The 25955-nt window shown below is 43.3% G+C and carries 24 protein-coding genes and 1 pseudogene; 13 read left to right on the top strand and 12 right to left on the bottom strand.

Going from position 1 to position 25955, the window contains the following annotated elements; translation table 11 throughout:
* Positions 1-49 precede the first annotated feature (49 nt).
* On the bottom strand, positions 50-847 hold the full coding sequence (locus H6F42_RS06585) for an MOSC N-terminal beta barrel domain-containing protein (RefSeq protein ID WP_190398563.1): 798 nt from the start codon (positions 845-847) through the stop codon (positions 50-52).
* Between the two features lie 247 nt (positions 848-1094).
* On the opposite strand from H6F42_RS06585, the gene H6F42_RS06580 reads away from it, so the two are divergent.
* Complete coding sequence (locus tag H6F42_RS06580; protein ID WP_190398562.1) at positions 1095-2195, top strand: hypothetical protein; 1101 nt, start codon at positions 1095-1097, stop codon at positions 2193-2195.
* 86 nt (positions 2196-2281) lie between these two features.
* The gene (gene murF, locus H6F42_RS06575) at positions 2282-3679 is read left to right on the top strand and encodes a UDP-N-acetylmuramoyl-tripeptide--D-alanyl-D-alanine ligase (protein ID WP_190398561.1); all 1398 of its coding nucleotides are present in this window, start codon (positions 2282-2284) and stop codon (positions 3677-3679) included.
* Between the two features lie 83 nt (positions 3680-3762).
* Here murF and H6F42_RS06570 read toward each other — a convergent pair whose 3' ends face one another.
* On the bottom strand, positions 3763-4845 hold the full coding sequence (locus H6F42_RS06570) for a hybrid sensor histidine kinase/response regulator (RefSeq protein WP_190398560.1): 1083 nt from the start codon (positions 4843-4845) through the stop codon (positions 3763-3765).
* Between the two features lie 467 nt (positions 4846-5312).
* On the opposite strand from H6F42_RS06570, the gene H6F42_RS06565 reads away from it, so the two are divergent.
* Positions 5313-6491 (top strand): alpha/beta hydrolase, encoded by a 1179-nt coding sequence (locus H6F42_RS06565; protein ID WP_190398559.1) that lies wholly within the window; start codon positions 5313-5315, stop codon positions 6489-6491.
* A 4-nt stretch (positions 6492-6495) separates the two neighbouring features.
* Here the strand turns inward: H6F42_RS06565 and trxB are convergent.
* A pseudogene (gene trxB / locus H6F42_RS06560) lies at positions 6496-7428 on the bottom strand (thioredoxin-disulfide reductase); the annotation flags it as partial.
* A gap of 820 nt (positions 7429-8248) precedes the next feature.
* Between trxB and H6F42_RS06555 the strand changes: the two are divergent.
* From H6F42_RS06555 to H6F42_RS06545, 3 genes are all read left to right on the top strand, one after another.
* Positions 8249-8509, top strand: a complete 261-nt coding sequence (locus H6F42_RS06555; protein WP_009629073.1) for a DUF370 domain-containing protein — start codon at positions 8249-8251, stop codon at positions 8507-8509.
* A 137-nt stretch (positions 8510-8646) separates the two neighbouring features.
* Positions 8647-9201 (top strand): guanylate kinase, encoded by a 555-nt coding sequence (gene gmk / locus H6F42_RS06550; protein WP_190398557.1) that lies wholly within the window; start codon positions 8647-8649, stop codon positions 9199-9201.
* A gap of 97 nt (positions 9202-9298) precedes the next feature.
* Positions 9299-10612, top strand: a complete 1314-nt coding sequence (locus H6F42_RS06545) for a D-alanyl-D-alanine carboxypeptidase (protein WP_190398556.1) — start codon at positions 9299-9301, stop codon at positions 10610-10612.
* 21 nt (positions 10613-10633) lie between these two features.
* On the opposite strand, the gene H6F42_RS06540 is transcribed toward H6F42_RS06545, so the two are convergent.
* Positions 10634-11716: a ring-opening amidohydrolase gene (locus H6F42_RS06540; RefSeq protein WP_190398555.1), complete on the bottom strand. Its 1083-nt coding sequence runs from the start codon at positions 11714-11716 to the stop codon at positions 10634-10636.
* Between the two features lie 111 nt (positions 11717-11827).
* On the opposite strand from H6F42_RS06540, the gene H6F42_RS06535 reads away from it, so the two are divergent.
* The 3 genes from H6F42_RS06535 to H6F42_RS06525 are packed head-to-tail and all read left to right on the top strand — an operon-like array spanning position 11828 to position 14431.
* A complete protein-coding gene (locus tag H6F42_RS06535) occupies positions 11828-12448 on the top strand; it encodes a sigma-70 family RNA polymerase sigma factor (protein ID WP_190398658.1) in 621 nt (206 codons plus the stop codon).
* A 10-nt stretch (positions 12449-12458) separates the two neighbouring features.
* A complete protein-coding gene (locus H6F42_RS06530) occupies positions 12459-14069 on the top strand; it encodes a hypothetical protein (protein ID WP_190398554.1) in 1611 nt (536 codons plus the stop codon).
* 11 nt (positions 14070-14080) lie between these two features.
* Positions 14081-14431 (top strand): hypothetical protein, encoded by a 351-nt coding sequence (locus H6F42_RS06525; RefSeq protein ID WP_190398553.1) that lies wholly within the window; start codon positions 14081-14083, stop codon positions 14429-14431.
* A gap of 119 nt (positions 14432-14550) precedes the next feature.
* Here the strand turns inward: H6F42_RS06525 and H6F42_RS06520 are convergent, their stop codons facing one another.
* From H6F42_RS06520 to H6F42_RS06485, 8 genes are all read right to left on the bottom strand, one after another.
* The gene (locus H6F42_RS06520; protein WP_190398552.1) at positions 14551-14778 is read right to left on the bottom strand and encodes a hypothetical protein; all 228 of its coding nucleotides are present in this window, start codon (positions 14776-14778) and stop codon (positions 14551-14553) included.
* Positions 14779-15058: 280 nt separating this feature from the next.
* Complete coding sequence (locus H6F42_RS06515; protein ID WP_190398551.1) at positions 15059-15277, bottom strand: photosystem I reaction center subunit IV; 219 nt, start codon at positions 15275-15277, stop codon at positions 15059-15061.
* A 146-nt stretch (positions 15278-15423) separates the two neighbouring features.
* The gene (locus tag H6F42_RS06510; protein WP_190398550.1) at positions 15424-16380 is read right to left on the bottom strand and encodes a 50S ribosomal protein L11 methyltransferase; all 957 of its coding nucleotides are present in this window, start codon (positions 16378-16380) and stop codon (positions 15424-15426) included.
* A gap of 205 nt (positions 16381-16585) precedes the next feature.
* Complete coding sequence (locus H6F42_RS06505; RefSeq protein ID WP_190398549.1) at positions 16586-17599, bottom strand: agmatine deiminase family protein; 1014 nt, start codon at positions 17597-17599, stop codon at positions 16586-16588.
* Between the two features lie 46 nt (positions 17600-17645).
* Positions 17646-18428, bottom strand: a complete 783-nt coding sequence (locus tag H6F42_RS06500) for a hypothetical protein (RefSeq protein WP_190398548.1) — start codon at positions 18426-18428, stop codon at positions 17646-17648.
* Positions 18415-20112 carry an HD domain-containing phosphohydrolase gene (locus tag H6F42_RS06495; protein WP_190398547.1) on the bottom strand — a complete coding sequence of 566 codons (1698 nt, stop codon included), beginning with the start codon at positions 20110-20112 and terminating at the stop codon, positions 18415-18417. The genes H6F42_RS06500 and H6F42_RS06495 overlap by 14 nt, the downstream gene beginning before the upstream one ends.
* A 61-nt stretch (positions 20113-20173) precedes the next feature.
* Complete coding sequence (locus H6F42_RS06490; RefSeq protein ID WP_190398546.1) at positions 20174-20983, bottom strand: PIN domain-containing protein; 810 nt, start codon at positions 20981-20983, stop codon at positions 20174-20176.
* Between the two features lie 72 nt (positions 20984-21055).
* Positions 21056-21700, bottom strand: coding sequence for a hypothetical protein (locus H6F42_RS06485; protein WP_190398545.1), 645 nt, complete (start codon positions 21698-21700; stop codon positions 21056-21058).
* Between the two features lie 480 nt (positions 21701-22180).
* Here H6F42_RS06485 and ubiE point away from each other — a divergent pair, with 480 nt between their 5' ends.
* The 4 genes from ubiE (at position 22181) to mdh (ending at position 25798) form a co-directional block, all read left to right on the top strand.
* Positions 22181-22888 carry a bifunctional demethylmenaquinone methyltransferase/2-methoxy-6-polyprenyl-1,4-benzoquinol methylase UbiE gene (gene ubiE / locus H6F42_RS06480; RefSeq protein ID WP_190398544.1) on the top strand — a complete coding sequence of 236 codons (708 nt, stop codon included), beginning with the start codon at positions 22181-22183 and terminating at the stop codon, positions 22886-22888.
* Between the two features lie 2 nt (positions 22889-22890).
* Positions 22891-23463: a Uma2 family endonuclease gene (locus H6F42_RS06475; protein ID WP_190398543.1), complete on the top strand. Its 573-nt coding sequence runs from the start codon at positions 22891-22893 to the stop codon at positions 23461-23463.
* A 108-nt stretch (positions 23464-23571) separates the two neighbouring features.
* Positions 23572-24828 carry a rod shape-determining protein RodA gene (gene rodA / locus H6F42_RS06470; RefSeq protein WP_190398542.1) on the top strand — a complete coding sequence of 419 codons (1257 nt, stop codon included), beginning with the start codon at positions 23572-23574 and terminating at the stop codon, positions 24826-24828.
* Positions 24829-24847: 19 nt separating this feature from the next.
* Complete coding sequence (mdh, locus tag H6F42_RS06465) at positions 24848-25798, top strand: malate dehydrogenase (RefSeq protein WP_190398541.1); 951 nt, start codon at positions 24848-24850, stop codon at positions 25796-25798.
* The last annotated feature ends 157 nt before the right edge of the window (positions 25799-25955 follow it).

Here is a 25955-nt window from a genome sequence, read left to right as displayed (position 1 = left end):
TTGGAGATGGTGCGCTAATTTGGGCTTGGGTGTGAATGGGAAGGAAGTATCATTCCAGAGAAATGGAATCTCCTAATTTAAGAACTTTACCTGACTCAGTCAAAGGAATCTGAGTATTTAAAGCCAGACGGTAAAAATGATTGAAGCGCGATCGCTCTATATTGACGGGCAAAGTAGCTTCACGCTGGCGCATAAATATCTTTTGGAAATCTGGATAAACTTCGCCTGTGAAGGGATCGCGAGTCGGTACGGGGCAACGCTGACAAGGATTTGTTCCTAAAAATTGAACTTGACCAATCTTAAAGGGAACCGTTTTTCCAGATATGGTAATTAATTGATCTTCCCAAAAAGGTTCAGTATCCGCAATTTCTAAATTAGTCCGAAAGCGTTGCTGTAACTGTTCCATACGAAGCTGTGGTGAAGTATACCAACTTTGCACAGTGCGTAAAGTTGCTTCCGAAACAATCGTTGCGCCCCAAGATTCAGGATCGTCAGGAAAGCCATTACTGGGGTTTTGGCGTATTTCTACGGGCTTCTCAAAAAAATCGCTGAGCCAGTGCGAGAGAGAATCCCTATCTTGATCCAAATGAAAAGTGGTGATATTTCGAGAATTTGCTTCAAGATCTTGAATACAGAGACTAACTAAGCGATTGGGTAAATCGTAGGTGGATCTAATTAAATGGATTTTGGGATTACGTTTTGCATTGATATATAGTCCTTTTTGATCAAAAAGGGCAAACTCGCGATCGCCTTTTAGCGCTCCGCCAGAGGTGATTTCTACTTCATTAACGGCGATCGCATCCAGAGATTTGATGGGGAAAATCCAAATTTTACTTAACTTCGCCATAATTTTATTCTGGAAATAAGCTAATTACAGCCTGTTTAAGCTTTGTTTAGTCCTGATAAATCTTAAAAAAGCTTACAAAGCAAGCTTTTTTAAGATTTATCGGGGTTTTAAGAAAGCGCAAAGAGCTGGATTATATTTCTCTACTTCTGAAGGAATACTAATATTTCTTTAAACTAATCTTAACTAATTGGGGCGGAGCCAATATAATGTAACTAATTTAACAAACTTTTTTAACGTTGAAATTCATATGATTGAACAAATGCTTACGGATAGCCTAAAAAAAGATTTTGATAGCGTTACTAGTCCATCAGTTCCAACCTTAGCAAATATTTGGGCAAAAAAGTATATTCAAAATCTGCAAGTTGATTCTCCTAAGCAGGAAATTAAATCTAATAATTTGGCAGAAATTTTGTCTTCGGAGCGACGTAAAGCAACGGCGGCAAGTTTGTTACAGGCTCTCCGATTTTCTAGCGCTCAAGCTTGGGCTAAAACTGAGAATCTATTGATGGGGCAGTTACAGGCTCATGGGATCTGTCCTGACCTAATCGATCCTTGGCAAATTGCAACCGATTCCCGATTTCTTTTAGAACATGCTCTCCAGATTTATACAGAAGATGCGGCTACACGGTCTGTCCAAATAGAATTTTTCAGTAATGGTCGGAATGTTCAACTGGAGGGACTTACTCAGTTGCCATCTATTGGTCAACTGTCTGTAGCGATCGCCCAAAATGTGGGCAAGATTCGCCAAAAATATACATCCGTCGATCCGCGTGTAATTGGCTTTGTGAGTATGCAGTTCCACTACAGTGGACAGATTTTGCTAAATTCTCTACCACCCTTAGAGCAATTGGTGGTGACTTCCTACCTTAAAGTAATTGATGATCATCTTTATATGCCCTTGCAAAGATGCTATGAAGCGGCTGGTCACTACGAATACCACGCTCCTGAGTTAGAAGCGGTGCGTCACTTGTTGACCCTGAGCAGTGAAATTGCAAGACAAATTTCTTTAAAAACTTTGACTATGTATGCCGATTATCAATGCTATAGCGGCGTTTTAAGTTCGCCCCAAATTCGGATATCCAGCTTACGAGACATTGAAATGTTTCAGGTTTATCTCTGCCTTTGCGTTCTCGAAAAAAGTGTTTCGGCAATCCAGCAAGAGCTATTTCCGCTTTGTGTGATGCTTTACCCCCCTCTCAAAGTTAGTTGGGAATTAGTCCGCACTTTGCTGAGGTTACTCTCTCAAGAAATGCATATCTATCTTGACGCGCAGCAGGTAGAAGTATTTGTACCCTATATCACCGCTTTAAGTGAAATGTTTGGTGATGATGTGTTGCCTGAAGCCTGATAATAATAAAGATATTGATTTAGGGCGGCGCGAAGCGCCGCCCTAAACGATCAGTATAGAGTAGCTAAGAACAGAAAAAACCAAGCATGACCTGTATTTGTACGATTAGCCAAGCGATCGCCATTACATCGGCAACAGTTGCCAATATTGACGAAACCGCGCAAAACAACATAGAAATTAGGGGCGTTGTTTCCGATAGTCGCAAACTCAAAGCGGGTGAGCTATTTGTGGCTCTAACAGGCGAAAACTTTGACGGTCATGGCTTTGTGGCGACAGCGATCGCTAATGGAGCTGTTGCCGCCCTAGTTAGTCGAGACTGGTTTAAGTCCTTAGCTAGCTCATCGGAGATAAAGGGTTTGCCCCTATTGGCGGTGGATAACACACTTACCGCTTATCAAGATCTGGCAAGATGGTGGCGATCGCAGTTTTTGCGCCCAGTAGTCGCAGTCACAGGCTCCGTAGGCAAAACCACAACTAAAGAAATTATTGCCAGTATGTTGTCTTGCTATGTGTCACCCCATAAGCAGGTTCACAAAAGCCAAGCCAATCATAATAATGACATTGGTGTTGCCCAAACTCTCTTAGCGATCGACTCGGAACAGCATGACTTTGTGGTTGCGGAAATGGGTATGCGTGGCTTAGGAGAAATTGAGCGTCTCGCTCGGATTGCTCTGCCCACTGTGAGCGTAATTACAAATGTGGGAACGGCTCATATCGGTAGATTGGGTTCAAAAGAAGCGATCGCTCAAGCCAAATGTGAGCTTTTGGCAGAAACTCCGCCCGATGCTATTGCTGTGCTTAATGCCAATAATCCTCTATTGCTGGAAACTGCAAATCAGGTTTGGCATGGCAAAACCATCACCTATGGTCTGGGGATGGGCGATGTCAATGGCGAGTTAATTGATAACAAATTACAGGTTGAAGGGTTAACTTGGGAGTTACCCCTACCCGGTCGCCATAATGCCTTAAACTTTTTGGCTGGTTTAGCGGTACTTAGGGCGCTTAATCTTGATTGGGAACAGACAACTCAAGGTATCGGTCATCTCGATCTTCCCTTTGGACGGGCGCAGTTATACCAACTGCCCAAAGATGTATTGATTCTCGACGAAACCTATAATGCTTCTCCTGAAGGAATGTTAGCGGCTTTGCGCCAATTGGCAGATATGCCAGCGAAGCGCCATTGGGCGGTGCTAGGAACCATGAAGGAGTTGGGTGATATGTCAGCACAGTTGCATCAACAGGTCGGAGAAGCGATTAGTAAGCTGGGCATTGAGGGAGCCGTGATTTTAGCCGATGGAGAGGCGGATGCGATTTTAGCTGGGGCTAATGGCTCTTTAAAGTATGCGATCGCCTGTCAGTCCTATGATGACATTACCCAAACCCTGTTACAAAAAGTGGAAAGTGGCGATCGGATTCTCTTTAAAGCCTCTCGATCCGTCGGCATGGATCGAGTTGTCCAATCGTTCCGTCAAGCTTGGTTATAGAGAAGGGCGGCGCTTTACGCCGCTTTTATTTATTCTCAAGCTTAGTTATAGAAAGTGGCGGCGCAAAGCGCCGCCACTTTCTATTATGGAATTGTGATCGTAAAAATTGAACCATTCGGTTGATTATTCTCAGCCGCGATCGTTCCTCCATGAGCCTCGATCGCTAACTTGCAGAAAGCCAAACCCAGACCTAATTGAGAGGTGTTTTTGACAGGAGCGCCAATCTCATATTTCTCAAAAATAACAGACTTCATAGATTCATCAATTCCTCTACCCATATCCGCTACACTGATGGTAGCGCCGCCAGATTCTGGATAGGAAAGTATAACCTGAATTGAAGAATTGCTAGGGGAAAACTTAATCGCATTAGATAACAAATTATCCAGAATTCGACGAAAAATTGGCACATCGACCTTTACTTTGGGGCGTTCTTCATTAACTTCTGGTAAAGAGATACTTAGAGATAACTTCTTTTGGGCAGCAATAACTTCAAAATCAGTGATCAGCGATGAACATAATTGATGGAGATCAGTACTGGTATATTTGAGAACCATTTTCCCAGCTTCTAATTTTGCCATCATCAATAAGCTATCGATTAAGGATTGTAGCCTTTGACCTCCGCGAGTGATTCGTTCCAATTTCTCTGGCTTACGAATTTCAGGCATATTAGGATCGTTGAGTAGTTCCGCCGAAAGCAGGATGGTGGTGAGGGGTGTGCGTAAATCATGCACAATCATATTCACCATATCTTCTCGTGACTGCATTAGTGTTTCCAGTTCGTCGTACTGCTGCTTGATGCGAATCATCGACTTAATTCTGGCGCGTAATTCGACTCCATTCACGGGTTTGCTTAAAAAATCACTAGCACCTGCGGCTAAACACGCAACCATATCCTCTTTAGCCGTCAGCGCCGTAACCATAATAATGGGAATCATTTTCCAGCGCGGATTTTGGGTGATTTTCTTACATACATCTATCCCATTTAGCTCTGGCATCATCACATCTAGCAAAATGACATCAGGAAGTAGAGAGTCCAGCCTTTCTATAGCCTTAAGCCCACTAGATGCATAATTTAGCTGGTACTCATCATCATCTAAAAGAGCCTCAATTACATCAAAATTATTAGGTTCGTCATCAACGACTAGAATCGAAGGCTGCATTTTCATGGTGGATGTTAGGTCTTATGGGGATTTCTATATATAGCAATCCAATTTCATTTGTGAGAAAGGCAAAGGGCGTAAGCACCTTGTTATAAGATTCTATTTCTCATGACTCATTTAGAATTGCTCTAGGCTCATTAGCATTACCTAAGTCTTATCTAAAGGCAGAACAAATTAAATGGGTTTGTCTTAAACATAACTTGTTAAAGCTATATAAGTACTTTTTGCGGAAATTCTTATTAAATTTTAAAACAGTTTACTAATTATATAGCTGTTGCCTCAGAGCCCAGAAGACGAATTGCAGTGCGAAGCGCCGCAATTCGTCTTCTGGGTTCTGGCAAGTGACCAAAACTAAACACGACTCTGCCGTGTTTAGCTTTGGTATTAGACTTTGATTAGCATAAAAGAGGATGGGTAAAATTGCCGATTTACAGAGCTAAAATAATCATCATCAAATCATTCATCATCAAATTATGTTAAAGCCAATTCGGTTCTTTGCCACCAATCGCGATCTGGATAACCTTGGTCGAGATGTCAATCGCGATCAACGCATTAAGCTTCAGAAAGGTGGCTATCACTGGATAGACATGAAAAAATATATGGCGCATTATTTATCTACTACGGATTCAGAAGTGATGCCCTCTGAAGCGATCGTTCAGAACTCTCAGGAAACTGTATTTGATCAATTTCTTGCCAATCCTTCGCGATCGGTCAAACGGATTATCATTGGCATCCATGGTTTTAATGTGCCATTACACGGAGCCTTGACTTCCTTTTCCTTACTCGCTGACACTCTTAGTCTCGCCTTGGCAAAGCATGGTAAAAAATTAATTACAGAACCAATTCTGAATGAAGAGTATCAGCCCGATGAGAATGGGGAACCAAAAATTCACTCTAACTATGATCCTATTCTTGACGATCCTAATCAAGATTTAACCGCTTTTGTGGGCTTCTCTTGGCCCTCTAATGGCAGCATTTTAGACTATGCATCCGATCGCGCCGAGACTCTCCAAACTGCACCGATCTTGGGTAATCTAATTAGCTATATCCGTACTCAAAATCCCCAAGCTAAAATTCATATCATCGGTCATAGCATGGGCAATTATTTAGTCTGCAATATGTTGCGTGGACTCATTAATGAAACCTATAAGCCCGTTTTTGCAATTAATAATGAAGAGATTGATAAACAGTTAAAACGCACAGACAAGGGCGGTGCAAATGCTTATTTTGTCGATCGCTATTTGATGTTGGCTCCTGATGTGGAACGGCGAGAAGTCACTCAATGTGATGTCGATGGCATTCCCAATGGCAAATCCGACTACATTGGACCGTTCCATGCAGGACTAAAGCACCTCATTGAGGAAACTCATCTATTTTATTCCCGTTATGATAAGGCTCTCCAAGCCTCCAAAGTAGAAAAACAAATTTTCCATGAAGCCATTCAAAAGGGTAAGGAATTGTTTACAGGAAAGGATCTCCAAAAACGCTGGGAGGATAGCTTAGGACTGAATCCATTACCTGCCCTAGCCCCTAGCAATATGTATAGCCACAATGCCACCGTATTAACCAATCGAGAGATTGATCATGGTGATTATTTTGATGCTTTCGCGATCGCTGAAGAGATGGCAAAAATTATCATTGAAGCAGACTAGCAAGCTTTGCGGAAAGCCAACGCTCAGCTTCTAAAGCCGCCATACATCCTGTACCTGCGGCTGTAATGGCTTGGCGATATTCATGATCTTGGACATCTCCACAGGCATAAATGCCTTCGACATTGGTGGCTGTAGATTTTCCCTTGGTAATGATGTATCCATTTTCATCAAGGTCTATCTGTCCTACAAATAAATCCGTATTTGGTGTATGCCCGATCGCATAAAAAAGTCCACCCACAGCGAGATCACGTTCCTCATTAGTGATCGCATCACGAATCTTAATTCCTTGAACAATCTCTTCTCCATAAACATCAATGGGGAGCGAATGCCAATGCACCATAATTTTAGGATGACTCAAGAGCCGATCCTGCATTACCTTGCTGGCTCGGAGGCGATCGCTTCTTACTAAGACATGCACCTTTGAGCCATATCTAGTCAAGAAAATCGCTTCCTCGGCAGCCGTATCCCCACCACCAACTACGGCTAATTCTACGCCCCGAAAGATCGGAGCCGCGCCATCACAAACGGCACAGGCGGAAATTCCCCGATTCCAGTATTTGGTTTCGCTGGGCAAATTTAATCTTTTGGCGATCGCACCCGTAGCAATGATGACGCTATGGGCTTTCACGGTGTGTGATGTGGACTGGATCGTAAATGGGCGATCGCGAAAATCCACAGAAACGACATCTTCCATGATCAATTCCGCTCCACAATTTACAGACTGTTCTTTCATCTGCGCCATTAACTGACCTCCCATCACTCCAGAGGGAAATCCGGGAAAGTTCTCTACTTCCGTGGTCGTCATTAGCTGTCCTCCGGGAATACCACCCTTTTGAAAGCCTTCAAATACTAGTGGTTGTAAATTAGCGCGTCCCGCATAAATAGCTGCCGTATGACCTGCGGGACCTGAGCCAATAATCACCACATTTCTAATCAGTGAATCAGGATCATTTTGAGCAGAAGATGAAGACTCTGCTTGAGGGGAAAATGGAGTTGAAGATTTGGCGATCGCATCGGACATAATAATTTTACTTTTGAATTGGGAACTACCTTTAGAGTTAGCTATAGCAATCCTATTGGATTTATGAGAAAGGCAAGGGACTTAAGCCACTTATTATAAACGGCTGTTTCTGATAGCTCATTTAGGACTGCTATATTAAGTCTTCTTACTTAATTGTATAAGTCTTCTAATTAATAGATATTTGTACTTATATATAAAAATCTTTTAAAGAATTTTAGAAATTTATAGTAAGTAAATTTCTACGGATATATTTACCTGAAGTTGGTCTGTATCGTTATAAATACCTATGAATTAAAAGAAGAATAATAAAAATCTTTACAAAACAAATATTTTTACAATTTATCTAAGACCAGTAACTCCTTGCCCCAATTCTTTGGGTTATTGCTCTTTGAGTTTATAGTAAACAAATTGATTTGTTGAAGTTTTTAGACTACTTAGTATGAATGTGAACATTAGTTTGTATATTAATTGAAACAAAAATCTAAAATTAAAGATTTAAATGATTGGAGAAAGTGTACTACTTTGGAACCCACTCTCTCCAATCATCTAATCACACCAATGCAATAGCATTGTTAGATAGAAGCTTTAAAATCTCATATTGTCGGTAAATCTGTTAATATACGTGACAAAATATGTCTTAGTCATTCATTTCTATAGGATAATGCAATAATACCTACAAAAATTAAGCTAAACCACCTCTAAACAACCTCTAAATCGATTTTTGGTCGATAAAATTATGGATATTAAGCTCATCAATATCGGCTTTGGTAATATTGTTTCAGCAAACCGAGTTGTGGCGATTGTGAGTCCCGAATCTGCACCGATCAAGCGCATCATTAGTGATGCCCGTGAGCATGGTAAGTTGGTGGATGCTACCTACGGAAGGAGAACAAGGGCTGTAATTGTGACGGATTCCAGTCATGTGGTCTTATCCGCAATTCAACCTGAAACTGTTGCCAATCGCTTTGTGATTAGTAAAGAAGGCGCTACTGATTAACCTAATCTTTACCTAATGATTAATTATTAAAATCCTTGCTAAGCAAGGATTTTAATAATTAATCATTTAGGTTATAGACTAGGAGTAGATAGTGCTAGAAATTAATAGCCATAAACTTTATAGGGATTTACGAAACGTTGAGCGAAGGTAAACTAATTGTTGTTACGGGTCCCAGTGGCGTGGGAAAAGGCACATTATTGCAAAAGCTACTGGAACGCCATCCCGATCGCATTCTCTTTTCTATATCTGCGACTACGAGATCCCCGCGTTCTGGAGAAGAACATGGGAGAGAATATTTGTTTTGGAGCCGTGAGGAGTTTGAGGGGAAGCGTGATGCAGGGGAGTTTCTCGAATGGGCTGAATATGCGGGAAATTTCTATGGTACGCCCAAGCCACCTATTGATCAGGCGATCGCCTTAGGTCAAATTGTCCTCTTAGAAATTGAATTGGCTGGGGCGAGACAGGTTGCCCAGACTTTTCCGAGTGCAAAGCGAATTTTTATTGCGCCGCCTTCAATGGAAGTATTAGAAAATCGTCTGCGTCAACGTAGCACGGATAGTGAAGAACAAATTGTGAAGCGTTTACACCATGCCGAGTTGGAAGTAGCGGCTGCAAATGAATTTAATATCACCATTGTCAACGACAATTTAGAAATTGCTTTGCAACAACTCGAAAAAGCCATGTTTGAATAAATAGTTACAGCGCTTTGCGCTAAATTTCTCAGCTGTAAGGATGAACTGTGCGAATCACAGTTCATCCTTAACTTATAAATTTTTTGTGGGTTACTAAATGACTATGTGGAGCTTAGCTAGCGCCTTACTGTTATCGGTTTCAACGCAAGCCCTCGATGGTCGAGAGGTTGCCACCGTGCCGCGATCGCTCATGAGTTATGCAACTCGCCCAGTTTTAGCCGCCGAGTCAATCGCTGAGGCTACACCTGATCCCGTTGCGAAACAAGCGATCGCCACCATGCTCAGTGAGTTAAGCAAAGCGGGGCTAACTAATCCCGATCAGGGCGTGTGGATTCAATCCCACGATGGTGCGATCGCCTCGGGACGATTGGCAACCCGTCCCTTGCCCTCCGCCTCACTCACCAAAAGCGCTACGACCCTAGCGGCTTTGCAAATATGGGGATCTAATCATCGCTTTATTACCAATATCAGCACTACGGGCAAGTTGGTGGGTGATACCTTGAAAGGCGATTTGATTGTTGAGGGTGGCGGCGATCCATTTTTTGTGTGGGAAGAGGCGATCGCCTTGGGCAATAAACTCAATCAATTGGGGATCAAACGGATTCAAGGCAATCTGATCGTTACGGGCAGATTTGCAATGAACTTTGAAACAAATCTACAAGAAGCGGCGGCTTTCCTTCGCTTAGCTTTTGACAGTAATCGATGGGAAGGCGAAGTAGCTGAACAATACGCCAAGATGCCTGTGGGAACTCCTAAGCCCCAAGTAGTCGTTTTGGGCAATGCCCGAATAGTTCCTGATCTATCTAGCGCTAATATTTCCAGCAAACCCTTAATTCGCCACAGTTCCTTACCGCTTTGGCAAATCCTGAAGCGGATGAATACCTTTAGCAATAATGAAATGGCAGAAATGTTGGCTTCCCAATTGGGCGGTGGTAAACAAGTCGCCGCGATCGCCGCCAATGCTGCTGAAGTGCCGCTCTCGGAAATTAGGTTGATTAACGGCTCAGGCTTAGGACAAGCTAATCAAATATCGCCACGCGCAAGTGTGGCTATTCTTATGGCGGTGCATAATCGCGCCCAATTAGAAGGCTTAACCCTTGCCGATCTTTACCCGATGAGCGATTGTAATTGCGGCACGATTGAAGGTCGCAAAATGCCTAAGGGAGCGATCGTTAAAACTGGTACTTTGTCTGATGTGAGCGCCCTTGCGGGGATTGTCCAAACTCAGCAAAATGGGGCGATCTGGTTTGCGATCGTCAATCGTGGGGAAGGGGATATCGATGCTTTTCACCGATCGCAGGATCTCGTATTACAAACTTTGGTCAATAAGTGGGGGTTACCCAAAACTAAGTCCATTAGTTTTGCCGAAACTCCTTGGCGAGACAGCGATCGCAACGAAATTGTGAAGTAAAAAAATGGCAAAGCCATTTTTTTACTTGATCGCAGCGATCGCCGCAACTGGTCCACCACCTGAGGGACCTTGATGCTCACTACCACCTGACACATAAACCATCGGATCTTGCACAATCGAAGCAACTACGGCTCCGACTACAGCCCTCGCCATGCGGGTATGATTAATATCCGAGTCATCCATCATCGTGTGTCTGCGTCCCAAGATCGCCCCCGTCGGATCGGCTTCGGCTTTAGCAAATATATTTACTACTTGAGCGATCGGTTGCCCTGTGACGGCGATCGCCTGATGTATCGCCTGCACATCCAAAGCATGTTGCATCACACTATGACCGATTACAAAATCGCTGGTTGATTGAGGTGAATTGCCCATGACTAAAATTTCACAGTTGCGTAACTCTACCCCCGCCGATGTCGAGGCGATGCTCGAATACAAGTCATAATTCTGGCAAATGTCCTCAGCTTTGATATCTTCAAGGCGAATTTCATCTAAAGCAACGGCTACTCCTAAGGCTGAAGCTCCACGGGAATAGCCCATGGATTGATAACTACTTACGGCTTTACTTATTCCTGTACTGAGGCCTAACTGTTTCTCATCCGTCAATAACTGGCGATCGCGACTAGTAATCAGGGGACATTTAATCTGCACAAAATGTACATCCTTTTGAGCCAGCCCGGCAGCCGCGATCGCCTTGGTCACTGCCTCTGCCACCTCCTCGACCATTACGAGGGAGCCAATCTCCGCAGGACTAAAATCACGGGTATGGATTACGCCCAAAGTTAAGCCCATGCGTTTTGGTTGAGCGGGCTGTGAGTCTTGGCTAGTAAAAACCGTTAAATGAGGACTAAGCACGCCCTCCGTACCGCCAGACATCACATAGACGATCGCCGCAGCTTGCGCTTGCCCAATAATTTTACCTAAATAGGCTTGCAAACTCTGGACAGCAAAACCTCGCGTAAAGTCATTAACGCAACCATTCCCCTCAGTTTTGCCCATAATTGCCACAATATCATGGGGCGAAATCTTGCCCGTAGCGATCGCTGCATCGAGAGCAGAAATATCGTCAGGACTATTTTGAGGAAGTTTATGTACATCAACCTTCATAGAAATACTTCCTATTTAGTACGAACTACGGGTTGCATTATCATACTTTGCTGCTAGTATGTGTGCATCAAATTTGAAAACCTAAAAAGTGAGCTAGCAATAGCCGTGACCGTGCAGCTTCCCCCCCTTCCTGAAATTCATCATCCCAAGATTCAGGCGCTTTTCCAGAAAAGCGATCGCGAACTCGTGACGTTATTCCAACGTCATCCTGAAGAGGGTCAATACTTCGCCGCGATCTTTTGTCGCTATGGACAAGTGCTGTATACCCTGATTGGCACGGCAACGCGATCGCCAGTGCAGTCTGACTATTTATTTGTCAAAACTTGGGAATACATCTATCACGAAATGCGGGCGCTAGACTTGCGGGTAACTAATCCGCGTCTATCCTTGCAAAGTTGGCTGATTAATATTGCCGCCATGATGATTAATCGGGCGGAAGTACCACCCGTTGAAGAAATTCAATATTCACTTAAAGATACACCGCCCGTATTTTGGTGCTATCTTAACCAAGCCCTGAATCAAATGGCGGGTAACTTACGTCTGATTCTATTGCTATCTCAGACTTTTCAGTGGAGTCACACCCGCATCGCCGCCTATTTACACGCTGAAGGCGAAAACATCTCTGCTAGTGATGTTAAACAACTTCTAATTAGAGCCTATCGCGCCCTAGAAGATGCTCTGCCCGCCGATATCCGAGACATTTACCTAGCTCAACCCGCCGTTCTTGCCTGAGGTAAAGATTATGCAAACATTGAGTCCCACCATCTCCCCAACTATTTCTTCCAAAAAAGTCACTGAATCAGAGACTGAATATTTACCTGCGATCGCTCAGTCCTCAGTAATGCAAACTGCCTTGACTGGGCTGGATGCAAGCCTCAATGACGAGCTAGATCGCTACCGCCACTGGCAAGAAAATGGTCAAACCATTTCCTATCTCAATCCTTTTCGACCTCGCGCCATATCCACCCAATCAATTTGGACTTCGCCAAGTTTATCGGATGCGCTTTCACCGCTAACTCCTGTTACCGAAAGTTCTAACAGCGATCGCCGTACTATTCAAATGCCTGTAATGCCCCCATTGGGAGAGGCAAACTTAGCCCCATCTATTAATTTATCGGCAGCAGAATTACATAAATATAGTGGGCTACATAATAGTGGGCTACAGAGCGAGCTAAATAATGACGGGTTTAATAACGATGGGCTTAATGCTTTTGAGCGTTTAAGCGATCGTCATAATCCCAGTGATGCGTCCTACGCTCAGCCAATGAATGGCTATGCCAGTAATGGTCTGGGTATTAATGAGCCAATGATGGCAAAAGTACCTGCTCTTGATGACGATGAAACCTTACAGAGCTTTGCCAACGACTACGCAAATCAATACGAAGAGAACTATCAAGAGCAAGCTCATCAAAATGTATCCGTACCCCAAGCACCTCTAGAAAAAAGCGCTCTCCGTAGTTTGCTGAACCCCGTTGGCATCATCTCTCTACTACTGTTACTTTGCTCTAGTGCAGCGATCGGCTATTTACTAGTAGATCCTGCGGGGGTGATGAAGTTATTTAAGCCCGATCAAAAACCTAAATCTGCTCAAACCGAAAAAGTGGGTGAAGATTTAGGTAGTGATATTAATTTACAAAATCAGCAACAAGCCAAGGATTCATCCCTATCGTTTGTGCCTTTGGCGGGGGATAAAACCACTAATCTAACGACTGATAGCTTAAAAAATAGTAAAAATACTAAGGGATCTAATAACAAAAGTCTTTTTGCTAGCCCCTCGACTAAATCCTCTAATTCATCGAGCCTATTTGTGCCTAGTAGCAGTACTTTTGTGCCTACAGCACCATTGCGAACAGTCCCATCCACCTCGCTGCCTCCGTTAGCAGTTGCGCCACTGCCTCCAGCTTTAGCTCCTATTGAAAGAAGCTATAATCCCTCTCCTTCAAGGAATAGAAGCTATGAAGCTCCCGCTTCTAATAGCCCGACTAGGTCAAATAATTACAGTGAGCCACGGAACTCAACCCCACGTTCTTCTAGCTCCACGAGAACTTCGGCGGCTCCAAGTCCAACGTATGTTGCCCCCAGTGCCGCAACTAGTGCTGCACCATCTGCTCCACGTACCTCTGTTAAGTATGCCGCCCCTTTATCCTCTGCACCTGCATCTATACCTGTAGCTAGTAGCTATCGCGTAGTTGTGGAAAATAGCTATGCAGCAAGCGCTCAACAGGTTGAACGAGATGCGTTTGTTCGTCCTAGTGATGGTCAGGTGCAAGTAGGTTCTTATCGTGATGCAAATGCTGCTCAGCAACGGATTGAGCAATTACGCCGCCAAGGTATCCCTGCCCGTATTGAATAATACGCAAATATATGCAATTTTTCTTTGATGCGATCGCCTGTGGGCTATTGGCTGCGTTGACTTGGTTGGGACTGGTGTGGATGTCTCCTGAACGCCCTATCGAGTCAGGCATGGCATGGGTGCAGGGTGTAGGGACAGTTGCAGTTTCTAACACTTTTGTGTGGATTGTATTAGCGGGATTTAATTTGCGATTAATTCCTCTCTGGGCTTTCATATTTCTAGTAGTAAATGCCGCGATCGCCCATTTAGTATTTCCCCTCTTTGCAGGGATTAAAATTCCCAATATTTGGTCTTTAATCATCCACCCCCTAGCGATCGCAGGAATGTGCGTTTTATTAGGCGGAGCGGTTGGTTTTCTGTAGAATAAGCATCTGGGCGCAATTAAGCACAATTAAATATAAAAACAAAAAAACTATGGCGCACGCTGCGCGTGCGCCACAGTCATTAGATAAATAAAGGCGGCTCTGAGAGCCGCCTTTATTTATCTAATGGAAAAATTGAGGAATATTAGCATGATGCCAAAGGCTAACATTCCTACGGCAAAAACAGACAAAGCATTCGTAAACTGTTCCGAAAATTGCATCACCTCCGCAGCGATTACTTCGGGCGTTTTGTAGCGATCCGCCCACCAAAAATAGCTCAGCATGAAAGCGACTCCTAGCAACAAGGTTACAAATAGAGTAAAACCAATCAAAGGCGTATACACCATATATCCTCCAACTCCTCTATATATTTCTCTACAGTGACATAACCACTGGTAATTTAGCATCAGTCTAAGTAAGTGACCCTAGTTTTGAGAGTAGCGATCGCTACCAGTAAAGTCCATGGGTAAGTCCATGTAAGGTATGCAAGCCGTTGTGGTCAAAATAAGTTTTAAAAATCTTTGTAAAGCTCCTTAAAGATTCTTAAAATTTATTATTTAACCCAAAAGATGAGTGGCGGCGCTTCGCGCTGCCACTCATCTTTTGGGTTAAACGAAACTTATCTTTCTATAAAAGCTCTTGGGGGGCTTGATTAATTGGTGGGGCGATTTCTAGCAATTCATCTAGACTAAAGTTGGAAATGTTATCACCCGCAAGATTAACTCTATCAAATCGAACTACGATTGGGGTCTTTCTATTACTTTTATCTATATAGACTATTGTGCCAATCTCTTGAAACCAGTACGATTCGGGACGAAGAATACGTACTATAGAATCGCGTTGCATAAATTTTTCTTAGAAAGACTGCATTACCATCCTTATATTATGTCTCTAGTTGGAGTTCTACGATTCAAATAAAGATTCAAATTTTTGATGGTGAAAGCTTGCTATTAGGGGTAAGAGATTTGCGTCGCAAATCTCTTGCGTTTAATTTATTTCCGAAAAGCGATCGCTAGCCATTCATCAATTTGTTCGCGATCGCCCACCACTAATCCCGCCTCACCCATCGCAGAAATAAGATCTTCTTCGCGATCGCTGGTGTAGCCTGCGGTGATTAAGATTGCAGAGGTGTCTCTGCGTAAAGCTTGATAAAAATCATGGGCAAGGGAAATATGCACCCTTGCAAAAATATTTGCCACGATAAGATCAAACTCGCCATTAGCGGAGATCGCGGGGACATCATCGGCAACGGTGTCACCGCCCATCCAATGCCCCAATTCACTAGCGCTGCCAAGGCTCCCACAGGTGACCGTGACTTGATTGGTAACTTGATTTCGCTCCACTGCGTCTTGAGTAGCCTCAACCGCTAGGCGATCGTTATCAATGGCAAGCACCTTTGCTCCTAGCTTAGCCATGGCGACGCTGAGAATTCCTGAGCCTGAGCCAAGATCGAGGGTATGCATATTCGGTTGAATATGGCGTTCTAGAAAGCGCAAACTCAGGATCGTCGCAGGATGTAGTCCACTGCCAAAGGCGAGACTATTTTGCAGATAGAGCAAAATTTCCTGTGGGTTCTGGGTTTGATATTTAGGCAGATCCCTCGATTCACTTGAGAGAATAACAAAGCGATCGCCGATGCGTCGTATTAAAGAATTATTGAGGTTTGATCCGGCAGAGATTTCAGGCTTTTGATCAATGATAAAGGTTTGTAACTCACTGGTCATACCCGTGCGATGGAGGGGTGTCAAAATTTTAGCGATCGCTTCTATCCGTTGATGGATTTGGGCATTTTCTGCGAGATATATTTGAATGGTATATGTCCATTTGGGATCGCGATCGCGATATTCGCCAATATGCATATCTTCGGCGGCGATCGCATTTGCGAGTAATGTACAAACCCAATCTACAGCCTCGTTAGTAGTATCAAGGCTCAGTTCTATCCATGACATAGTAATTTTAATTTTTTATGTATTAAAGATTCGCACTTCGTGCAAATCTTTCTTCCTTTTTTATCTGAATTTTGATGTTACGTGAAAGCTTACAAGACCCTCACCCCTAGCCCCTCTCCCATTAAGGGAGAGGGAACAAGAAACTCGTCTTGCTCCCCCTCTCCCTTAATGGGAGAGGGGGCTGGGGGGTGAGGGCGATATTCATTTAAAGAGGTTGATGACAGGTAATGCAATGGAATGCTCCACCACCTAAGAGAATATGCTTTGCAGAAAGCCCGATCGCTTTACGTTTGGGAAACTGCTTAGCGATTTCTTGAACTGCAAGATCGTCATTGGGAGAGCCATAGATCGGAATAATCACACTATCATTGGAGATGTAAAAATTGAGATAACTCGCAGGCATAATTTCCCCTTCATCATCAAGAATAAGACTAGGCGAAGGAATCTTAACTACATCTAGCTTTCTTCCCTTAGCATCGGTCATTGCTTCCAATTGAGCCGCAATATCATTGAGAACGCGATAGTTAGGATCATCTTCAGACGTAGGTTGCATACACATAACCGTATGTGGTGCGATGAAGCGGGCGATCGTGTCAATATGCCCGTCGGTGTGGTCATTGAGCAAGCCTTCTTCAATCCACAAAACTTTTTCAAAACCTAAAGCCGTTTTTAAGCCTGTTTCAATAGCTTCTTGGTTCATCTGAGGATTACGGTTGGGATTAAGTAAGCATTGCCTAGTCGTTAGACAAGTTCCTTCTCCATCTACCTCGATCGCCCCGCCTTCAAGTACCCAATCAAATTTAAATGTGGGGATATCAATAGCCTTGAGAATATTGGCGGCTACGCGATCGTCATGTTCGAGCATATATTTGCCGCCCCATCCATTCCATTGAAAATGCGAAGCGCCCAAGTTCCCTTCCGCATTTTGCAGATAGATGGGTGTAATATCGCGCATCCAAATATCGCCAAAGGGAATTTGATGAAAGCGCACTGGCAAATCGCCGAGAAGTTCCTTTGCTAAAGCGGCAGTTTCTTCTAAGACGAGGATCTCTAGCTTTTCGGAAGTGGCGATCGCCTTAGCAAGGGCAACAAATTCGGCTTGGACAATATCCAAATATTCTAACCAGAGGTCGCGATGGCTGGGGAATGCTAGCCAACAAGCACGATGAGGTTGCCATTCGGCTGGCTGAGCGTAGCCCAAGGTTTTGGGAGTTTCCATGACTTTGCAGTATTTAGCGACGAAAAGGTATTAATCATCCATAATTTTAGAAGAAATCGTCATTAGCTGAGCTAGATTGTCTATGGGGTGTGGGTAGAGACTTTAAATGGCTCAGAAATTGTAATAGCTCATCATTAGTTAATTGTTGGCGTGATTTCTTATCAAAGGTGCGGACTAAATAGTCTCGACCTTGAGTTTTCGTCCAACTTAAGCGCTGCATTTCCACATCTATTTTAGAAATCGCGTCAGATAGATCCACAGGTTCCGCCGATAGTTGAGGGGCTGAAGGCTTAGGATCGGTTACCACAGGCTCGCTGTAGGGAGTAGGAGGTTCGATTTCTGGCTCAGCCCCATAGTGAAAATTCGGTTCAGGCGCATACTCCCCTGCATATTCGATCGCTGGTTCGGATTGAATAGTATGGGTTGTATGGGTCATTGCGGGTCTTTCACTATGTCCAGCGCTCAAATTAGCCACAGGATTAAAGTTTGCGGAAGGGAGAGAGTTAACCGCTGAAGTTTCTCGCGAAACCTGAGTTAAAATCGGCGATCGCCCACCATAGCTACCATAGCTACTATCAAAACTATTATCAAAAGAAATACCTGCGATCGTTAAAGCTCTCTTGATAGCTCGATCTTCAGCAATTTCTAAATCACTATCAACAGCCGTAGCCGTCCCCATGATGTCGTCACCTTGAGAAACGATCGCCCTAAATGCATGGAGACCATCTATTTTTGGAAGCATCTCGGTCTGGATGCGTCCCTGTGGATATTGAGAGCGAAACTGAGCAAACATAAATAAATACAAAATCAAGGTTTTAAGTAGTGCCAAAGAAATAAGCAAACGGTGGAGTATAGCCTGGGATATCATTTTCGTCTACTTCATCAATCTGCTTGGCATCGAGATACTCATGGGCATAGCGCAAGTAAACCTTTTCACTGACGAATAAATCAAAAAGATCGGGATCAATATGACTATCTAGCTTCATCTTTCCAAGGATACGCAAACATTCCGTAAGAGTTTTGCCATTTTTGTAAGGGCGATCGTTGGCACTGAGAGCCTCAAAAATATCAGCAATACCCATCATGCGGGCGGGAAGAGACATTTGTTCGCGAGTGAGTCCCCTTGGATAACCTTTGCCGTCCATCCGTTCATGGTGACCACCTGCATATTCTGGTACACGGCGCAGATTGCGGGGATATGGTAACTGTTCCAACATTTCAATCGTAACCACAATATGATCGTTGATCACCTTACGCTCTTCTGCGGTCAATGTTCCTCTAGCAATACTCAGGTTATACACTTCATTTTCGCTCAGAAAAGTAGTTTCTACCTTACTTTTCTCTTTGCCGTCATTATCTTTTTCATGACTAACCCAATTGTGAGGATATTCTGCTATTTTTCTTAATCTTTGTTTGTATTCATCGCTCATGAATTCACCGCCAATATTACAGATGCGGAGAAAATCTTGATCGCTAGAATATTGGACGAGTTTCTGTTGAAATTCGTTCTCTAAATCGGGAATTATTGACAGATTTCCAGATTCGATCGCCGCAATTTTTTGGTTAAGAAAATTAATTTCTGCATCCCGTTTGAGGACTTCAAAGCGAGTATTGATCCCATGAATACGATCAAAAATCGTTTCTAACTTAGTCGCCTTATCGATGACATGGACAGGCGTTGTCACCTTCCCACAATCATGCAGCAAACCTGCAATTTTAAGTTCGTAGCGCTCATCCTCATCGAGATCAAATTCTTTAAAAATTCCATAGTCAGCTTTACAAGCGGCATCCGCAATCATCATCGTCAAGGTAGGGACGCGGCGACAATGCTTGCCGTTGTAGGGAGATTTTTTGTCGATCGCCTCCGAAATTAGATTAATAAAAGATTCAAATAGTTCTCGAAATTGACCAATTAATTTGTTATTAGTTAAAGCGATCGCCGCTTGTGAGGCGAGGGACTCGGCGATGCGCTGAGCGACCTTAGAAAATTCCGTGATTTTGCCAGTTTTGGGATCTTTGGCATTAATTAATTGCAATACCCCAATTAACTCGTTCTCGTGATTGAGCATGGGCAAGGTTAAAAAAGATTGCGATCGATAACCTGTTTTGGTATCAAAAGCCCTAGTACCTGCAAAGTCAAAGCCTTCAGCAATGTAGGCATCAGGGATATTAATCGTCTTTTTGTAGAGCGCTGCATGGGCGGCGACCATAGTGGTGTTGGGGTTACCTACTCGGTCATATAACGGTAAAGCAGGAAAAGGAATCGGTTCCTCTGGCTTAGAAACTAAAAGAGTTCCAAGGGAATCATTCATCATAATTTCAAACTGAAGATACTTCTTATCTTCAGTTGCCAGATAAAGTGTCCCAGCATCAGCATTAAGAATGGTTTTTGCGCCTTTCAAAATCATCTCTAACAATTTTGGCGTGTTCTTCTCAACCGAAAGCGCAATACCAATTTCGTTAAGTTTTTCAATTAGTTCAAATGATTCTGATTTAGTATCGCCAATTTCCATAATTTGCCGCCCTGTTTTTCAACTATATCTATAATTTTCGGATTGTTTTATGAAGGGAGTTTTAAGTTTTATTGGGCTGAATTGGTTCAATGATTGTTTTAGGTAGAGGCGGTAAACCAGTTTTTTTCCAGAACTGTTGAAATTGTTGGGGCTGAACTAGCCGCCATCCAACCAATAAAACTGTAACTATAAATGTTGCGGTTATGCCAAATTTCATAAGACTTAGAGCGATTTGTCTATAGTTAAATTTAGGCTTTGCATTGGATGATGGGCTAGAGGTCTGGCTATCTCTATCTACGAGGTTAGATGGACTTGATGATTTTGCATTCAAATTTGCATTTAGCTCATAGGCTAACTCCGTATTATCTGGGTCATTACCTTCTTGAGTGACTAATTTTTGAACAATTGGCGGCAGTTTATTGGTTTTAGCCCATTGTCGAGCGATCGCTGAAGGTATTGCACAGAGATTTTGGCAATTCAATTGGCTAATGCGATCGCGTAATAATATCTCATCAGCGATCAAAATGACTCGTTGATGTGGATAGGCTTTAGCAATCCCAATTGCACTTTTAGCAATGGTTAGATTTAATTTTGCCTTACGGCTTAGGTTTTGGCTAGTCTTTAAAACTAAGTCAGGATGTCTACCAACAATGGGGGTGATTTGCCAATTTAATTGGGACTGGATATTTTGAAATTGTCTTGCTACTGACTCATTTCCTTCGGCTTTTCCTTCAGCGATATTCTTGATCTCTTTCGCAACTATTTCTGGTAACCAACAATTACCTAGCTTCGCGATCTCCTTCCAAGTATGGATATCCGTTTGCAAAATAGCACTAGTTTCGAGAATTAGCAGATGAGGATTAACGGTCATGGTAGTACGAGTTTATATAGTAATTTTTTAGAGAAAATTGGTTTGCAAAGCTCTCCCAAAAATTACAGTCTTTTATTTTGACATACGTGAACCTTGCCAGTTACCGAAATTATTGGTGCTATCGCCTGTACCGTAGCTACCATAAAATTCCTTGCAACCTTCATTAAAAATCAGAATCCCTTTGCCTTGCTGTTTTGTCTGTGAATTATTTGGTCGATCGCCATTTTCTTGCCAATCAAAGGTAATCACATTGTTTCGCAATTTTCCTGTGAATTCCCCATTGATTCGACCACGCTCAAAGTTAGTATATTCATACTTGGCGGATACTTGATCCCCAGACTTTTCCTCTAGAGAGATCTTGCCAAAGGGGGTTTGCCAATCACCTGTTAATTTAGCTCTGCAAGCCAGATTGCTGTCTGGAGTTGACTCAGGTGCAGTTAAATACTGTAAGCCGAAGATGGCGACGACAACTACACCACCGATCCCCAAAGCAAACAATAACCAACCTGCTGAGGCTTCCCAAAGATTTGACCATCGCTCTATGGCTGTATTTGTCGATATATTTGTCGCTGTATTTGGCGAATCCTGTTTAGAGTTAACGGCGACTTCCTGAGATCCATCATCAGACTCATCCTGAGGTGCTGAAGAAGATACATCTTGATCTTCTGGCGGCAATGGTTGCGATCGCTTGCTTCGACTAGACCAAAGTTTTTGCATAGTTAGGCAAATGTTTTGCTACCAATATCTCTAGTATGACATTGTCGCATGATGCCAAAGCTGACGCTTATTGATTCAGTCAGCGATTGTGCGTAATAATTTATTCAAAGCAACAAAGTTAAATAGCGGTATTTCTTACTGCATCTCACTTTCTGGGTTTATGATCATTTCTATAAGTTTTATAGCGCTTTGCGTCCAAAACCCAAACCAAGGAATTTTAAATGCTTGTGCAAAATAAATTGCCAAAACCTGTAAAGTTACGCCCCTACGGGGCGCAGCTTTACAGGTCTAGCAACAGCTAGAAAAGTGTTACTTCGCAGCACTTTTCTAGCTGTTGCTAGACCTGTTAGGACACAAAACCAGAAGACGAGTTGCGGCGATTCGTGCCGCAACTCGCTTCTTGGGTTTTGATTTGTTCTAATGCAAGTGACCGCAGCTATATAAAATTTCTTGTGGTTCGTATAACAATTAGGTAACAAAATGTCTCAACCTTCGGAAACTGATATCCAACAGATTTTCGATCGCATTGCTCCCGTTTACGATCGCTTTAACGACCTGCTGAGCTTAGGTCAGCATCGAGTTTGGAAAAAAATGTCTCTGCTGTGGTGTGAACCTAAACAGGGAGAAACATGGCTCGATCTTTGTTGTGGATCTGGTGACATGACGGCGTTGTTAGCGCAGAAAGTTGCACCGACTGGACAGGTGATTGGTTTGGACTTTTCTAAGGAGCTTTTGGCGATCGCCGCCATCAAATCTCAATGCTACTTACCTAAAATTCAAAAGTGCCTTACATGGCAAGAGGGCAATGTTTTAAGTTTGCCCTTTGCCGAAAATAGCTTTGATGGCGCAACTCTCGCCTATGGTTTACGTAATGTATCGAATATTCCTCGTTGCTTAGCCGAATTACATCGGGTGCTAAAAACTGGCGCTAGAGCCGCAATTTTAGACTTTCACCGTCCGAGCGATCGCTTGATGCAAGCTTTTCAAAGTTTTTATCTTGATCAAATCGTTGTCCCCCTCGCCGATCGCTTTTCGATGACCGAAGAATATGCCTATATCGCGCCCAGTTTGGCAAGATTTCCCATCGGTGCAGAACAGGTAAACCTCGCTAAGGCTTCAGGTTTTAGTCAAGCAACCCACTATGCGATCGCCAATGGCATGATGGGAGTATTAGTACTGCAAAAATAACAATGGTAAAAATTGTCAACAAGCCAGTCACTTTAGCTAAGTTTCTGCAACAGCCAGAAGTCAAGCCTGCTTGTGAATATATTGCTGGTCAGATTATCCAGAAACCTATGCCCAAAGGAAAACACAGCACTTTACAAGGTGAGCTTGTATCTACCATAAATGGTACTTTGAAATTACAAAATATCGCTTGGGCTTTTCCAGAATTACGCTGCACCTTTGGCGATCGCTCCATTGTTCCTGATATCGCTATTTTTGTATGGGATCGGATTCCTAGTGATGATGATGGAGAAATATCAAATACTTTTGCGATCGCCCCAGATTGGGCTATAGAAATTTTGTCACCCGATCAAAGCCATACAAGAGTCACCAAAAATATCTTGCATTGCCTAAAACATGGCACCCAAATGGGCTGGCTCCTCTATCCCCACGAAAAGACTGTATTGGTTTATCGCCCTAAACAAGAAATCGAAGTGTTTGATGACCCAGAGGCTTTGATTCCAGTACCAATATTTGCTCAAGAAATCCAGATTACAGTTAGAGAATTATTTGCTTGCTTGCATAAAAAAGTACAGTGAAATTTTTGAAGGGGGCGCTTCGCGCCCCCTTCAAAAATTTCACTGGGTTTAGGTTGATTGCTATGATTAGGTGAGTAATGCACAACTCAAAATTCTAGTAAGGAATTTATGATCGTAAAAGGTTTAGAACTGCCAAATTGGGAAAATATCAAGCGCGAGTGGCGGGATGCCGATGCATTACTGTTGGTATTTCCAATTTTATTGACGATTTTAGGTGGTATTGCCATCTACAGTTCCGACTTTAGTACTAGACGCACTGAATGGTGGCAACATTGGGTAACGGGTGTAGTGGGCTTAATTGCGATGTTTTCGATCGCCCGCTTCCATTATGATCGCCTCTTACGATTGCATTGGGTTACCTATGCAATCACAAATATTTCTTTGGTTTTAGTACTAGCGATCGGCACAACGGCTCTGGGAGCGGAGCGCTGGATCACCATCGGCGGATTTAACATTCAGCCGTCAGAATTTGCCAAGGTGGGCATCATCATCTCTCTGGCGGCGGTAATGCATGATCGCCCAATTCAAAATCCTATTGATGCCTTTAAAGTTGCTTGGGTAACTTTGCCGCCTTGGATCTTAATTTTTTTGCAGCCTAATTTAGGGACAGCCCTAGTATTTGCCGCCATTACGATTGGAATGTTGTACTGGGCTGGGGCAAGCTTGGGGTGGTTATTACTAATTTTTTCGCCCATTGTTTCCGCCGTATTGTTCTCTTTGTATTTACCCGCATGGATTGTCTGGGTAATCCTGATGGGAGTGGCGGCTTGGGTTTCTCTACCTTGGTTTCGCATTATTAGTACGGTGATTGCGATAGTGGTCAATTTAGTATCGGGTCAGGCAGGAGTCTTGCTCTGGAATATTCTTCACGATTATCAAAAAAGACGCTTACTCCTATTCATTGATCCCAACCAAGATCCACTGGGAGCAGGCTATCACGTCATTCAATCCCGAATTGCGATCGGTGCGGGTAAGCTCTGGGGACAGGGCTGGCTTAAGGGTACGCAAACCCAGTTAAATTTTATTCCTGAGCAACATACTGATTTTATTTTTTCCGCGATCGGCGAAGAATTTGGCTTTATTGGTTGTATATGTGTGTTGTTGCTGTTTGTGGGAATTTGCTGGCGCTTATTGGTCATTGCCGTAAATGCGAGGGATAACTTTGGTTCTCTCTTAGCCATTGGCGTTTTTGCCTTTGTGCTTTTTCAAACTTTTGTCAATATCGGCATGAATATTAATGTCGCTCCCGTGACAGGCATTCCGCTTCCTTGGCTTAGTTATGGACGCTCAGCTTTAATTGCCAATTTCATGGCGATCGGCTTAGTAGAATCCGTAGCCGCCCATCGACGTACCATCAAGTTTTAACTAGTTTTTAGTCAGTTTTATGTTCACATCAATCCAAGATCGAGCTTATCAATCCCCTAAAGTTACTATTGTTGGCACGGGTCAAGTAGGCGGCACATTAGCGTTGCGGATAGTGGAAAACAATCTCGCCAATGTGGTCTTGGTGGATATTGTGGAAGATAAGCCCCAAGGACTTGCCCTCGATTTGATGCAAGCCAGTGCGATCGCCAATCACGATCGCCAAATTATTGGAACTAATGACTATAGCGACACAAAGGATTCCGACATTATTGTTTTGACCGCAGGCTTGCCTCGCAAAGAAGGCATGAGTCGGAATGACTTATTGCGGATGAATGGGGCGATCGTGCAGGATATAGTCTCCAAAATCATCCCCTTGTCTCCTAACACGATATTGATCGTGGTGACAAATCCCCTAGACGTGATGACCTATCTGGCTTGGAAAGTGAGTAATTTACCAGCCCATCGGGTCATTGGGATGGCGGGAATTCTCGATGCGGCAAGATTTCAAACCTTTATTGCTATGGCTTTAGGTATTTCTACATCAGATGTTCAGGCGATGGTATTAGGAGGACATGGGGATCTGATGGTTCCTTTGCCGCGATTTTCGACGATAAATGGCGTACCCATTACGGATTTATTACCTGAAGAAGCGATCGCCAGTTTAGTGGAAAGAACACGTAATGGAGGTGCAGAAATTGTCAAATTACTAAAAAATGGAAGTGCCTATTTTGCACCATCCGCCGCCGCCTATTTAATGGTTGAGTCTATTCTGGGCGATCGCCACCGCATTGTGACTGCTGCCGCCTATCTTACGGGGGAATACGATTTGACGGATATATATATGGGTGTGCCAGTCCAGTTAGGGAGGCAAGGAATTGAGAAGATTATCAAGTTGCAATTAAATGAAAAAGAACTTGCGACTTTACATGCTTCGGCTAATTCCATCAGAGAAAATATCAATTTACTTTAGGGATATATCTAAAATCTCATAAAGAAGTGCGGCGCTTTGCGCCGCACTTCTTTATGAGATTTTAGTTTTATATTTATCCGAATATCGCCCAGCTATAGCAATGTAAGTTTTGCTTAGGACATAAAACCCAAAAATCGAGTTGCGGCGCTTCGCGCCG

It is taken from the genome of Pseudanabaena sp. FACHB-1998 (assembly GCF_014696355.1).
In the GTDB taxonomy this organism is placed as follows: domain Bacteria; phylum Cyanobacteriota; class Cyanobacteriia; order Pseudanabaenales; family Pseudanabaenaceae; genus Pseudanabaena.
Note: the sequence above shows the minus strand (reverse complement) of the source record. Positions and strands in the feature narration are given on the sequence as shown.